This window comes from Prosthecobacter debontii (assembly GCF_900167535.1).
GTDB classification, from domain to species: domain Bacteria; phylum Verrucomicrobiota; class Verrucomicrobiia; order Verrucomicrobiales; family Verrucomicrobiaceae; genus Prosthecobacter; species Prosthecobacter debontii.
This window is the reverse complement of the sequence record NZ_FUYE01000001.1, coordinates 207,966-219,657: the sequence shown is the minus strand read 5'-3', so window position 1 is coordinate 219,657 and position 11,692 is coordinate 207,966. Positions and strand designations below refer to the sequence as shown.

At 55.6% G+C, this 11,692-nt stretch carries 13 protein-coding genes; 9 read left to right on the top strand and 4 right to left on the bottom strand.

Annotated features, from left to right (window positions below; genetic code table 11):
* Positions 1–60 precede the first annotated feature (60 nt).
* From B5D61_RS00895 to B5D61_RS00885, 3 genes are all read left to right on the top strand, one after another.
* Positions 61–498 carry a hypothetical protein gene (locus B5D61_RS00895; RefSeq protein WP_078811415.1) on the top strand — a complete coding sequence of 146 codons (438 nt, stop codon included), beginning with the start codon at positions 61–63 and terminating at the stop codon, positions 496–498.
* A gap of 112 nt (positions 499–610) precedes the next feature.
* A complete protein-coding gene (locus B5D61_RS00890; RefSeq protein WP_078811414.1) occupies positions 611–1,393 on the top strand; it encodes an ATP-grasp domain-containing protein in 783 nt (260 codons plus the stop codon).
* Between the two features lie 277 nt (positions 1,394–1,670).
* Positions 1,671–2,018 (top strand): hypothetical protein, encoded by a 348-nt coding sequence (locus B5D61_RS00885; protein ID WP_078811413.1) that lies wholly within the window; start codon positions 1,671–1,673, stop codon positions 2,016–2,018.
* A 197-nt stretch (positions 2,019–2,215) separates the two neighbouring features.
* Here the strand turns inward: B5D61_RS00885 and B5D61_RS00880 are convergent, their stop codons facing one another.
* The gene (locus B5D61_RS00880) at positions 2,216–3,190 is read right to left on the bottom strand and encodes a hypothetical protein (RefSeq protein ID WP_078811412.1); all 975 of its coding nucleotides are present in this window, start codon (positions 3,188–3,190) and stop codon (positions 2,216–2,218) included.
* A 161-nt stretch (positions 3,191–3,351) separates the two neighbouring features.
* Between B5D61_RS00880 and B5D61_RS00875 the strand changes: the two genes are divergently transcribed.
* Together B5D61_RS00875 and B5D61_RS00870 are read left to right on the top strand one after the other, a co-directional pair.
* The gene (locus B5D61_RS00875; protein WP_078811411.1) at positions 3,352–3,705 is read left to right on the top strand and encodes a DUF2200 domain-containing protein; all 354 of its coding nucleotides are present in this window, start codon (positions 3,352–3,354) and stop codon (positions 3,703–3,705) included.
* A 75-nt stretch (positions 3,706–3,780) separates the two neighbouring features.
* Positions 3,781–5,409 (top strand): FAD-dependent oxidoreductase, encoded by a 1,629-nt coding sequence (locus B5D61_RS00870; RefSeq protein WP_078811710.1) that lies wholly within the window; start codon positions 3,781–3,783, stop codon positions 5,407–5,409.
* A gap of 10 nt (positions 5,410–5,419) precedes the next feature.
* On the opposite strand, the gene B5D61_RS00865 is transcribed toward B5D61_RS00870, so the two are convergent.
* Both B5D61_RS00865 and B5D61_RS00860 read right to left on the bottom strand, forming a co-directional pair.
* Complete coding sequence (locus B5D61_RS00865; RefSeq protein WP_176159154.1) at positions 5,420–6,622, bottom strand: NnrS family protein; 1,203 nt, start codon at positions 6,620–6,622, stop codon at positions 5,420–5,422.
* Between the two features lie 89 nt (positions 6,623–6,711).
* Complete coding sequence (locus tag B5D61_RS00860) at positions 6,712–7,581, bottom strand: LysR family transcriptional regulator (protein WP_078811409.1); 870 nt, start codon at positions 7,579–7,581, stop codon at positions 6,712–6,714.
* A 92-nt stretch (positions 7,582–7,673) separates the two neighbouring features.
* Between B5D61_RS00860 and B5D61_RS00855 the strand changes: the two genes are divergently transcribed.
* Positions 7,674–8,618, top strand: a complete 945-nt coding sequence (locus B5D61_RS00855) for an AEC family transporter (RefSeq protein WP_078811408.1) — start codon at positions 7,674–7,676, stop codon at positions 8,616–8,618.
* Between the two features lie 62 nt (positions 8,619–8,680).
* Here the strand turns inward: B5D61_RS00855 and B5D61_RS00850 are convergent, their stop codons facing one another.
* Positions 8,681–9,526, bottom strand: coding sequence for a hypothetical protein (locus B5D61_RS00850; protein ID WP_139372980.1), 846 nt, complete (start codon positions 9,524–9,526; stop codon positions 8,681–8,683).
* 97 nt (positions 9,527–9,623) lie between these two features.
* Between B5D61_RS00850 and B5D61_RS00845 the strand changes: the two genes are divergently transcribed.
* From B5D61_RS00845 to B5D61_RS00835, 3 genes are read left to right on the top strand one after another with little or no spacing between them, the layout of a single operon-like run.
* Positions 9,624–10,022: a BlaI/MecI/CopY family transcriptional regulator gene (locus B5D61_RS00845; protein ID WP_078811406.1), complete on the top strand. Its 399-nt coding sequence runs from the start codon at positions 9,624–9,626 to the stop codon at positions 10,020–10,022.
* Positions 10,023–10,027: 5 nt separating this feature from the next.
* A complete protein-coding gene (locus B5D61_RS00840) occupies positions 10,028–11,008 on the top strand; it encodes a M56 family metallopeptidase (RefSeq protein WP_078811405.1) in 981 nt (326 codons plus the stop codon).
* Between the two features lie 49 nt (positions 11,009–11,057).
* Positions 11,058–11,666, top strand: a complete 609-nt coding sequence (locus B5D61_RS00835; protein ID WP_176159153.1) for a YiiX/YebB-like N1pC/P60 family cysteine hydrolase — start codon at positions 11,058–11,060, stop codon at positions 11,664–11,666.
* Positions 11,667–11,692: the final 26 nt, after the last annotated feature.

The window sequence follows — 11,692 nt, the reverse complement described above, 5'->3', positions numbered from 1 at the left end:
CCGGATGGATTAACCTATAGGTTTGCAAGTGGATACGACTATCGCGATGACTCGACTAGAATGCCACGCGAAATGATCATTGAGGGATACACCTCGGAAGAGATTTTAGCTCTTAGCGACGAACAAATGGAAACATTCGTCCTTTGCGGGGAGCCTCTCGTGTTTCGTGCGGGGAGTGCAGAGATCCTTGGCGAATTTCGCTTAGTGGACAGTCGCTTAGAGATTGAGTTAGCTCAAATCAATGGTGGAGGTGAAGGTGTGCTGCCAGTCTTGTGGTCGCTGGCAGAACGGTATGCCAAGCAAAGAGGCCTTGGCCATGTCGATTGGATCGTTCATGCACTCACCTGTGCGAAGCCCAATTTGAAGCTTCGCCGAGTTTTAGAACGCATGGGCTTCTCCATCCAGAAAGTGCGTGGAGAAGTCGACGCCTTTTTCTATCGCCACGAAGTGCCTAACGAAGGACCTGAGTCTCTCACCGAAAAGGTTATGGCACTATGAAAGAACAAATGGAATAAACCTATCGGTAGCGAGCACGATATTCTAACTCATCTGCATCCTCTGTCTTTGATGAGATCGTCTTAACATGCCCCGCCAACGAACTGAATCGCTCATGCGACTGATTTATCCAGCCGATACTTTTAATCCAAAGGTCGTCGACGAAATTTATGCCGATGAATTCGTAGCCGCTCAAACAGCAGGACTATCTATTTCTATTTTCAACTTCGAGGATTTTCAAGAAGGACGGTTCTGCCCACGACCAGCGATCCAGGATGGAGAGCCTGTTTTATATCGTGGTTGGATGTTACCTCCCAATGATTACGCCAGATTTCACGAGGCGATCAGCGCTGTAGGAGGCACGCCAGTCACGGATGTCTCATCTTATACCCTCTGCCATCACCTTCCCCGGTGGTATCCACTACTTACGGAATTCACCTCTGAGACGATGACGTTTTCCGAGTCCGATGACATAGCGTTGGCACTCACTGAAGCTGGTTGGAAGGGCTGCTTCCTGAAGGACTATGTGAAGTCTCTTTCTACCGATGCGGGTTCTTTGGTTCACGATCTTTCGACGATTCCTAACGTGATCGCCAAGATGCGGAAGTATCGAGGTCAAATTGAGGGTGGATTGTGTGCCAGGCGCATCGAAGAATACGATGCTTCCACCGAGCGACGTTACTTTGTTTGGAATGGAGTCGCTCATTCTGACTCAGGTGAAGTCCCCCAAATAGTAGCCGAGGCTGCCAGCAGAGTTTTAAGCCCATTCTTCTCCGTCGATATTGCCACTCGTCGTGATGGTGCCTTGAGCATCATTGAGCTTGGTGATGGACAGGTTTCCGACCGGAAGCACTGGAGTTGCGATAACTTGATCCGCATGTTTGCCACGCCTGCATAAATACAACAAACCTCACTAACGATGGTTAGCGAAGTGCTCCAGATGCCGGAGGCATCCCAGCCAGTAGCTAGGCAGTAAGGGAGTCCCGCATGCGGGACGGCCGCACCCCCTGGTTAGGCAAGGATAGACATCGCCCGTCGAGGGCGCATCCTGGAAGGATGCTTGCAGTGTTGAGCCTCACGGTGGCGATGATACCCTAGCGGGGCCGAAAGACAAAATGCCCACGCCACTTTTCAAGGCTTGATTTAGCAGTCTTTATCCGGCAGGATTTGGCCTCATGAAACGACTGGCGACCGTCTTGATTTTCGTCTGGGGTGCGGTGCTCGCGTTCACTGGCTGCTCCGCCACGAAGAGCGCCAACAAGATCTGTGCCGTGCATCAGGTGCCGCTGCAAAAGAAGAAGGTCCCGATCATCTACGGAATGCCGATGTGGTCGAACTATGACCGGAAGATGATGGAGGAAGCTGCGCGATCTTTTCCGCACTCCACCGTGCAGGCCGAGGGGGGCTGCATGGTGATGAAGAACGCCCCCAAACAGGTGGCTGTGTGGCAGTGCACCAATTGCCTGCAAGCGAAGGCGGAGTGGGTGAAGCAACATCCACGACCTGAAAAGGAGACCTTCTGATCTTCATCTCGCTATCCCAGTTTACCGGTTGCGATCCCGCCGGGATCTGGACCTTTCAGAGTGAATGCATGACGACTAACCTGTTCTGATTTTACCCTCGCCTTAGCGCGAACTCCATCGCCCAAGTCAGCGTGGCAGGCTTGAGGATAAAGCGTGGTATCGAAACACCCCGGGATCGCGGAACACTCATGGGATTCTCACCGCAGTTTCTGAAACTCATTCCAGCCTTCCCAGGCGATGCGCTGGAGATCGGCGCGGTCTTTGGCGGAGAAGGTGCGGGTGAGAGGCAGGCCATCGCGGTCCTTGGTCTTGTCGGCAGGTTTGCCCTCGAAGGTGCGGATGTCCGTGATGGAATCCACGGGAAGGCCAACAGGGCTTGTTTCAAAGAGGGCGGCGTAGAGGGTGCAGGCAGTGAGGTAGGCGAGGTTCTGGTTGAGATGGGCGTCATTGATGAAGCGGGTGGTGATGTCCGGACGCTGTTCCTGACAACGCTGGGTCACGAGGGCCATCGGGGCCACGGAGGCGTCAATGCGATTGGCCAGCGCGGCGATGGCGCGGGTCTTGGCCAGAACCGGGGCGGGGTCCGGCGGCGTTGCCAAGGGTTTTTCGTTCTGCGTGGTGGGGGTCGTTTCATAAAGCACGACCCGCGCTCCCTGAGCCTTGGCAAGGGCGGCAAACTTCGGCGCGTATTCGGCATAGAGTGTGGGATCCCCCGTGAGGTCGTCGCGGTAAGACTGAAGGACGATGATGTCCCAGGGCTGGCGGTGGGATTCCAGCTCAGGCAGCAGGGCGCGATGCCGAGCGAGGGCGCTGGGGGCATATTTGTCCTTGGGATCTGCGGCGACGGCTTTTTCCAGGGCGGCGATGGTGGCTTTTTCCTCAGCCTCGGTCACGGTGGACTGGCTGACGATGTTTTGCGTGCCCAACCGCCAGTGATCCTTCAAGGTGCGACCACCGTAGATGACGTCGGTTCGGTTAAACGTGAGGCCAGGCTGGCCAGCTTCAGCCATGGTCTTGACCACGGTGGAGAGGTTATGCCGGGCCGTGTAGCTATTGCCGATGAAGAGGACGTTCAGCGTTTTCTTTTCCGCTTCATCCTGAGCTGTGGAAACGCTGGGGAGGGAGAGCAGAACGAAAGCCGCCAAAGCAAGCGTGTGGGAAAGACGTGTCATGAGAAGTGTATGGTGCATGCGGCAACGGATGGGTGAGGCGAGGTCTGTCAGCCGATTTCACGCACGCGGAGATGGATGCGCCGGTGATGAAAAGGATGTCGCACTTCTTTTCAAGACGTCGGGTGATGGAAAAATAAAGCCGCCACCTGCGTTTGACTCCCATGCCCACGAAACACCGCATCTTTACCACGCCCTTCGCGAGTGTTTATCCCCTCTATGTCGCGAAGGCAGAGAAGAAGGAACGAACGAAGGCGGAGGTGGATGAGATCATCCGTTGGCTGACGGGTTACAGCCCGCAGGAACTGGAAGCGGAGTTGGAGAAGCAGACCGATTTTGAAACCTTCTTCCAACAAGCCCCGAAGATGAATCCTGCCCGGACCTTGATCAAAGGCACCGTCTGTGGCGTGCGCGTGGAGGACATCGAAGAACCGATGATGCGAGAGATTCGCTACCTGGATAAGTTGGTGGATGAACTCGCGAAAGGCAAAGCGATGGAGAAGATCTTGCGGGCGTGAGGCAGCTTAGCCTGAGAGGAGTATGCAAGCCACTTCATCTTGCCGGCCGATCTCTTTCTTGCTTCACTCGTTTTTATGAATCGAAGAACCTTGGCTTTTTATGCAGGCTGCGTGGCGACTGCTTGGTCACTGACATGGGCTCCGTCCCTTCGGGCCGCGGATGCTCGGGAGGTGGACATCGTGGTGTATAGCGGTGTGCCCTGTGGCATTGCCGCCTCCATCACGGCGGCGCGGGAGGGGGCGAAAGTGTTGCTCATCGAGCCGACGAAACACGTGGGCGGACTGAGCACGAGTGGGATCAATACAGCCGAGAGTGAACACATGCTGAAGTGGACCATCGGCGGTTTTGCCGATGAGTTTTATCGTCAGTTAGGCAAGCACTATGGCACGAACCAACCGGAGTATTTCTTTGAGTCGTCCGTGGCCGAAAAGGTGTATCTGGACATGCTGAAAGAAGCCCAGGTGGAGGTACTCTATGGAGCCAGTGTGGAGACTGTGACGAAGGATGGCCCGAAGATCACTGGCATCACCCTCACCGATGGCGCCAAGCTGACGGCCAAGGTCTTTGTGGATGCAGGTTATGAAGGCGATCTCATGGCTCGGGCGGGTGTGAAGTATGCCGTGGGACGCGAGTCGAAGGCGGAGTTTGGTGAGGAAGCGGCAGGCATCCGCTTTGACAAGGTATCGCGCAAGGCACGCACGGTGGATACTGAAGGCAAGCTGCTGCCCGGCATCAGTGCCTGGGCCAAGGACCTGAAGGAAGGGGATGCCCATCGTGCCCCGATGAACTACAACTTCCGCCTCACGGTGGCAAAGGACCCTGCACTCCAGGTGCCGATCCCTGCACCCAAGCATTACGATGCTTCGCGATATGCCTTGCTCGCAGGTTGGCTGCGCAATCAGACTGCTCAAGGACTCCCGGTCAAACTGAAGGATATTGTGGACCCCTACAAACGCCGGAACGGTAAGTTTGAGCTGAATAACAAGCAGTCGGCCATTTATTCCATGGGTCACTTCGGCGGTCAGTTTGACTGGCCAGATGCCAGCTATGCTAAGCGTGCCCGCATCTATGAAGATCATCTGGATTACACCCTCGGTCTGCTGCATTTCCTGGCTCAGGATGAGTCCGTCCCTGCCAATGTGCAGGCGGAGATGAAAGCCATGGGTTTGCACAAGGATGAATTCGCCGATAACGGTCACCTACCCTATCAGCTCTACGTGCGTGAGGCCCGCCGCATGCGGGGTGTGTATGTGATGAAGCAGCAGGATGTGCAGACGGATCGGCGTAAGCCGGATAGCATCGGCATGAGCAGTCACTTCATTGACTCCCATCACGTGCAGCGTGTGGCGTTAAATGAAAACGAGTTTGTGAATGAAGGCCGCATTTGGCGCATGGGTTATGCAAACCAGATCCCCTATCGCTCACTCACGCCGCTGCCTGAGGAGTGCCGCAATCTGCTCGTCCCTGGAGCTGCCAGCTACACTCATGTGGCCTTCTGCACCCTGCGACTGGAGAGCGTGTGGATGATCACCGGCCATGCCGCAGGCATCGCTGCCGCGATGGCGGTGAAAGGTGATGGCGATATTCATCATGTGGATGTCTCCGCCTTGCAGGACAAGCTGCGGGCACAGAAGCAGGTCGTGGATTTCATCCCAGGCATGCCGGAGAAATGCGAGCATCTGAACGGGCCGCCGGAGTTTTGAAGAGTCGTGATTAATCCTCATCTCGCCCAACAAACCGTTGACGATGCCAGACCAGCCACATCAATGCCACGGCAGCCCAGGTGAGCGCGGCGTAGATGTGATGTGACACGGTGAGTTGCGGAAGGAAACCAGTGACGGCGCGGGTGGTGGCAGCCAGTAGAGCAAGACCGATCAACCAGCGGGCCATGCCGCCCCGTCGATCAAAGCCTGCGAGATCGCCACTGTGACCAAACAAGACTCGACTGGCCACCACGAGTATCAGGAGACCAAAACCACCAATGTAGAGCAAATGCTCCAAGGACACGCGTTGAAGAGGCCAGAAGCCGGGTAGCAACAAACCCGATTCACCGCAGATCAAAGCCACCCGTAACCCGGTGGCCAAGGTGCCACGGGGAGCTGCCCCTTCGGCACGACTCCACCGGATCTCCTGCAGTAGATAGATCACCGAGGCGGTGACACGAAGCCCACAACCCGCACGTGCATCCACCCACACCTCGAGGGCAAAGCTCGCGACCAGCAGCAGCGAGGTGAGCCCGGCACCGATCAAAGCGGCCTGCTTTTGCAGAGTCGTTTTTGGTTCCCCAAAGCTGCCCCCCAACATGCGTGGAAAGAGGAAGGAACCGATGCCCAGAACCGGTGGCAAGAGCAGCCCTTGATTCAGGAGCAGACTGGCAAATCGGAATCGCCAGGGATCGGTCAACGTCACAGGCATGATCATGAGCAGGGCACCCACCGCCCCGCACAGTAGCCCGACCAGAGCCAGCAACATCTGTGGCGGTGGGGGGGCCTCACGGTAGCGGACAACACGCAGACCCAGGCTAGCCAGCAACGACATCAGCAAGAGCGCGAATAGCGCATCTCCCCAGGCATGCAGAAGCCGCAGATGACAGAGGGCATTCGCCTGATGAACCACAAAAAGCCAAGCCAGCTCCCAGGGGCTCAGTTTTGGAGCCGAGGCCATACGCGGTCCCGCTGTGCCGAGAAAGCCGACCACGAAGGCTCCGCCAAAAGCCTCGATCATGATCCGCGCATGGCTGTAAGCGGGGAAGTAACCCAGCCCTCCGGCATAGAACATCGGCCACAACGACACGCCGATCATACTCCACAGCGCGCCACTGAAAAAGAAGACCCGAAAAGGTTCCGCAGCGAGCCAAGCCAAACCCGTAACCTCTGGAGGTTTTGGTGAGCGGCGTTTACAGGCTGGAAATTTCATGGGACGCCACGATGTAAGCGAATCCATCTAACGTTGAGACAAGCGCTACATTCGCTTCTCCAATTGTGTGAATCACGCTGCTTTTTGTCTCAAGCGCAGGCTTTCAAGAGCAATGGTAGGGACGGGTTCAGATTTCCCGTGTGCCAGGCGATGACGTGCTCGATCTGCGGTGCACTGGCCAGAGAACGATAGACTACTCCTGTGATGGCGAGTTTTTTCATGGACTCAGGGACGAGAGCAACACCAAGTTCCTCCGCGACAAGCGTGATGATGGTTTGCTGGAGTTGGGTCTCCAAGCGAAAAGTCGGTGTGATGCCTTCGGCACGGAACCACATCGCAATCGTTTCACGAAGCGCGGGAGAAACCTCCTCAGGCGCAGCAATGAGCGCCTCGCGCAAAAGGTCATTCGGGGTGATGCGCGATCTGCGAGCGAGACGATGGCTGGCAGGCACCGCAAGACACAGGCTCTCCGTATGGATGACCTGAAAATCCAACCCGCGAATGCGCCCGGGTGGGAACATGATACCCGCATCGAAGCGCCCGCTCAAAAGATCGTCGGGGAGAGCACTCGGCAGACTCTCTCGAAGATTTACTTTCACCTGCGGATGACTGGAGATCAGACGCCGAGTCAGCCTGGGCAGCACGGTGAAAGCCGCGTGCATCATGAAACCGATCTTCAGTTCTCCCAGTTCGCCCGACTCAGCCAACCGCGCATTCTGACAGGCCTGATCAAAAGCAATCAAGGTGGCTTTGGCATCCTCCAGAAACCGCTGCCCAGCGCGGGTAAGCTGAGTGTGGCGCGTGTGCCGCTCCAGCAGCTTGACGCCTAACGACTTTTCCAACGCCGCGATCTGCCGACTGAGCGGCGGCTGAGTTAGATGCAGACGCTCCGCCGCCCGGCCAAAGTGCAGAGTCTCGGCCAGGGCCACGAAATAACGCATCTGTCGGATATCAGCCACGATACGGAAAAGGTATCAATCAGAGCACGAGATAGCATTGGATGGAATCAGTTGAAATCAATAAATTCGTCGTAGCTTCTCATTCCCCCCGGATGCTCTCCACCTTGCTGATCGTGCTACCCGTGTTTGCCCTCATTCTTGCGGGTTGGTTGGTCCGCAAGGTTGGAGTCATGGGGCCACAATCAGCCAGCGAGCTCAACCGATTCGTGGTTTATCTGGCGCTACCCGCCTTGCTCTTCGACATCACCGCCCACGCTAAGTTTGCCGAGATCTGGCAGCCTGGATTTATCGCCACCTTCACGCTGAGTTGTGTGATCCTTTTCGGGCTCACCCTAGCTCTGTGTTGGCGGCGTGAGCGACCTCTGGCGGATGCGGCCATCGATGCCCTCGCAAGTAGTTATGCCAATACCGGCTACATGGGCTTCCCCCTGGCCCTTGCCGTGTTTGGCTCGTCCGCCATGGCACCCACCTTGATCGCCTCCCTTGTGACGGTGTGCGCTCTCTTTGCCGTGGCCATCGTGCTGATCGAGATCAGTCTGCAAAGCGAGCGTCAGCCATCGCGGCTGATCCTGAAAGTGGCCACATCACTCGCACGCAACCCACTACTGCTCGCCCCGGCTCTGGGAGCCCTGTTTCCCCTGAGGAGCACGCCAATTCCAGCCCCCATGGACAGCTTTCTAAAAATGCTGGGCCATGCCGCCTCGCCCTGTGCATTGGTTGGCCTGGGACTGTTCTTGGCAGAAAAGCGCGCACCTCAGGCATCACAAAATGAGCTTGGTCCAGCCGTCCTGATCATTGGCCTGAAGCTGCTGCTGCAACCTCTCATTACCTGGGTGCTGGCCGTGCATGTTTTCGCCCTGCCCCCTGCTCTAGCTCAACCCGCCATCCTCATAGCCGCCCTGCCCACGGGCACAGGCCCCTTCATGCTGGCGGAGTATTATCAGCGCGACGCCGGCGTCACCGCCAAGGTCATCATCGGCTCCACCGTGCTGTCCATGCTGACGATCACGGCGTATCTGACTTTTGGTCGGACTTGAAAGGGGGCTGCGTGAATAGGCAGCCCCGATCCCATAAAGTTGGATCCCTTTACAAGACGTGGTTAGTTACCAAAAGCACTGGCCCCCTGCCGCACATAGTTTTCCGCGACTTGCGCCCGACGACGTGCCTGACTGTCTTCCGCATAATAGGCGACACCGATGACTCCCACATTGCGAGCACCTTTTTCACCGAAAGCAGTCGAGGCCCTCGATTGACTAACCGAACCAAATTTCAGCGAAAACAGTTTACCATTCACCCGCATGCCTTGGATCAAGACTGCAGAGTTGGCGGGGATGACATAACCACGTTTTTTAACTGAGGCTGGCTGACCATCGAGCAGATCAAGACCATCCACCGAGACCACTGCCTCCATACGATCAGAGGTGAGATTCTCGAGTTTAAGCGAATAGGCATGACCCGGAGCGCCTATGACATAGACTTCTTTTCCAGACCGGAAATATCCCAGCTTATCGCTACTACGCCAGTAGCCACTCATCACCGCCACACGCAATTTGTCAGGTATAAGCTCGAAGCTACCTTGCCCATGACGCACCTCATCACCCACCAGCTTGACCATCAATTCAGCGCCCTCTTTGTCGTTGTAGTGGAACGAGTTGACACCGTCTGGAACACTGCCGGATTTGCGGTAAAAAGTTTCCGATGTGCTATCATCGTGAATCTCACGTCCGAGTTGGGTGCCTAGACCCGGCCGGGATTTCGCTGGCGAGATACTTTCCGCGTCGCTGCCAGAGGTGCTGTAAGAGCGATGAGTCCCCGCCGATGCAGGAGCCATGGCGACTTCTGGCGATTGTGGGCTGCTGCAATGAGATAGCAGTGCGGCGATGGCCAGAATACCCAACGAGCGGACGCTTAGAGCCAGGAGAAAACGGAATGAGGAAAGTCTCATGTGCAGATTTTTCTACACTTAAATCAACGCGTCAATACAAATGTAGATTTTTCTGCATTTAACTTGTCGCACCTAATTTCTGGCACCATTTTCCTCCATGCCGCAGATCGCTTCTGAAACTCATTCCAAAAAAGAACGCCAAGCGATGGAAATCCTCTACCGCCTAGGAGAGGCGACTGTTGCCCAAGTGCAGACCGAACTGCCGGATGAGCCTAACTATTCAGCCACACGAGCTCTACTGGGGGTGCTAGTCGATAAAGGATTGGCCAAAGTGGCGAAAGCCGAGGGAGCTCGCCATTACCTCTACTCCCCCAAAGAATCCGCTCACAAGGCTCGCAAAGGTGCTCTCAAAAAGCTATTGTCTACCTTCTTTGACAATTCCCCTGCGGAACTCGCCATGAACCTCTTGGACCCGGACCAAAATCGGATGACTGTAGAGGAGATCGATAAACTCCAGCAAATGATTGATGCTCATCGAGCCCAACCCAAAGTCTGACCTCTATGTTGTGGTTTCACCTTTCCACCACAGTACTTCTTCTCGCAGCCTTGATTCTACCCACGGCTGGACTTTCCCGGCGTCGGAGCATCGAAGGAGTCACGCTCCTCGTTATTCTCCTGCCACTCATACGACTGGCGCTTGAGACCTTCATTCCCTCACTTCCCCACCCTGCTCTTCCGCTGAAAGGGCTGGATGGGCACGGACAGTCTTCGATATTCGTGCAACTGCTCACCATTGTTTGGGTCACGGGAATGCTGATTCATGGAGTGGCTCTTGTCCGTCGCCTACGTTCTGTTCAGCACCTTAAAGCCACAGCGCACCCTCTCAGCCAGGAGTGTGTTCATCAAATTGCAGCCTGTCTTTCACAGCCCGAAGCGACCATCTGTCAAAGCTTTCGTGTCTCTACACAAATCAAAACGCCTCTGGTTCTACCCGGCCTGAACAGCCTCGTTCTGCTACCCGTGGAATGGGATGGATGGCCAGTACATTTGCAGGCGAGTGCTCTCCGCCACGAATGGCATCATCTAAGGAATCACGATGCACTTTGGAATGTTTGGCTGCATCTTTTCCGTCCCATCTTTTGGTTTCATCCTTTGGCTGCGATGTCGGTCAAAGCCTGGACCGATGCGTGTGAGTATGAGGCTGATCTGGCTGCGGTCGGCAGCAGCAATCCTGCCGATTACGCCCAATCTCTGCTTAGCATCGCAAGACTTCAGCAGCTATCTGCACACGCTACCGGTCTCGGTTTTTTAGGATCATCACATGTGGGGCTTCAGCAGCGTATCCGCGTGCTGTTATCCCCCCATCAAACCTCCGCATCCGAGCGATCTTGGTTAAAACGCTTAACCGTTCCAATGGTGATCCTCGCCTTCGCTGTGAGTTGCGCTTGGCTGGGGATTCGCAAGCCTGAGGAGCAGGCCCAACAACCGCACGAAGAAGCGTTCCTACGTTTATCCGCAACGCCCTTCCCTGCCGATGAGTAGGAAGGCGCTGAGCCGCAGCCACCCTGGCAAATTCCCACTCCACACCGGAATGAAGCCATTGCTTACCTGTCTCATTGTTGCGCTCAGCACCTGCTCTCCTTCACCTCCAAAGAGCTACCTTCCACGCGAAGCGGACATCGTGTTTCAATCCCTGCCTCATTCTCCACTGGTAGATGCGATCGAAGGTTGCACTCATTCTCCTTATTCTCACTGCGGCATCTTAGCCTTTAAAGCCAACGAGTGGGTCGTCATTGAGGCGCTGGGAACAGTCCGTGAAACATCCTGGCCAGAATGGGCTCAGAGGGGGCGCAAACAACACTTCACAGTCTATCGACTAGACTTAACTTTCTCCAACCAGACTTCGGACATTGTCACTCGGGCTCGATCCTACCTAGGACGCCCCTATGACCTTCATTACAGCTTCGATGACGAAGCCATTTATTGTTCAGAACTCATCCAAAAAGCGATTCGCGGCGCCACAGGCCGAACAATAGGTAAGATTCAAAAGTTAAGCGACCTGAACTGGAAGCCCTTTGAAACAATCATTCGAACCATCGAGAACGATGTTCCTCTCGATCGTGAAATGATTACCCCCCAATCGTTAGCCGAAGCAACAGAACTCCATCAAGTTTATAGCCCTATTGCTGCGGATGACTGACACTCCCTTCCAACTCCACTCCCCTC

Excerpts from the sequence above, each read along its gene's own strand:
- B5D61_RS00895 (WP_078811415.1), top strand. The coding sequence starts at position 61 with ATGCCACGCGAAATGATCATTGAGGGATACACCTCGGAAGAGATTTTA.
- B5D61_RS00840 (WP_078811405.1), top strand. The coding sequence starts at position 10,028 with ATGTTGTGGTTTCACCTTTCCACCACAGTACTTCTTCTCGCAGCCTTG.
- B5D61_RS00885 (WP_078811413.1), top strand. The coding sequence starts at position 1,671 with ATGAAACGACTGGCGACCGTCTTGATTTTCGTCTGGGGTGCGGTGCTC.
- B5D61_RS00880 (WP_078811412.1), bottom strand. The coding sequence starts at position 3,190 with ATGACACGTCTTTCCCACACGCTTGCTTTGGCGGCTTTCGTTCTGCTC.
- B5D61_RS00855 (WP_078811408.1), top strand. The coding sequence starts at position 7,674 with ATGCTCTCCACCTTGCTGATCGTGCTACCCGTGTTTGCCCTCATTCTT.
- B5D61_RS00890 (WP_078811414.1), top strand. The coding sequence starts at position 611 with ATGCGACTGATTTATCCAGCCGATACTTTTAATCCAAAGGTCGTCGAC.
- B5D61_RS00870 (WP_078811710.1), top strand. The coding sequence starts at position 3,781 with ATGAATCGAAGAACCTTGGCTTTTTATGCAGGCTGCGTGGCGACTGCT.
- B5D61_RS00875 (WP_078811411.1), top strand. The coding sequence starts at position 3,352 with ATGCCCACGAAACACCGCATCTTTACCACGCCCTTCGCGAGTGTTTAT.
- B5D61_RS00845 (WP_078811406.1), top strand. The coding sequence starts at position 9,624 with ATGCCGCAGATCGCTTCTGAAACTCATTCCAAAAAAGAACGCCAAGCG.
- B5D61_RS00835 (WP_176159153.1), top strand. The coding sequence starts at position 11,058 with ATGAAGCCATTGCTTACCTGTCTCATTGTTGCGCTCAGCACCTGCTCT.
- B5D61_RS00865 (WP_176159154.1), bottom strand. The coding sequence starts at position 6,622 with ATGAAATTTCCAGCCTGTAAACGCCGCTCACCAAAACCTCCAGAGGTT.
- B5D61_RS00850 (WP_139372980.1), bottom strand. The coding sequence starts at position 9,526 with ATGAGACTTTCCTCATTCCGTTTTCTCCTGGCTCTAAGCGTCCGCTCG.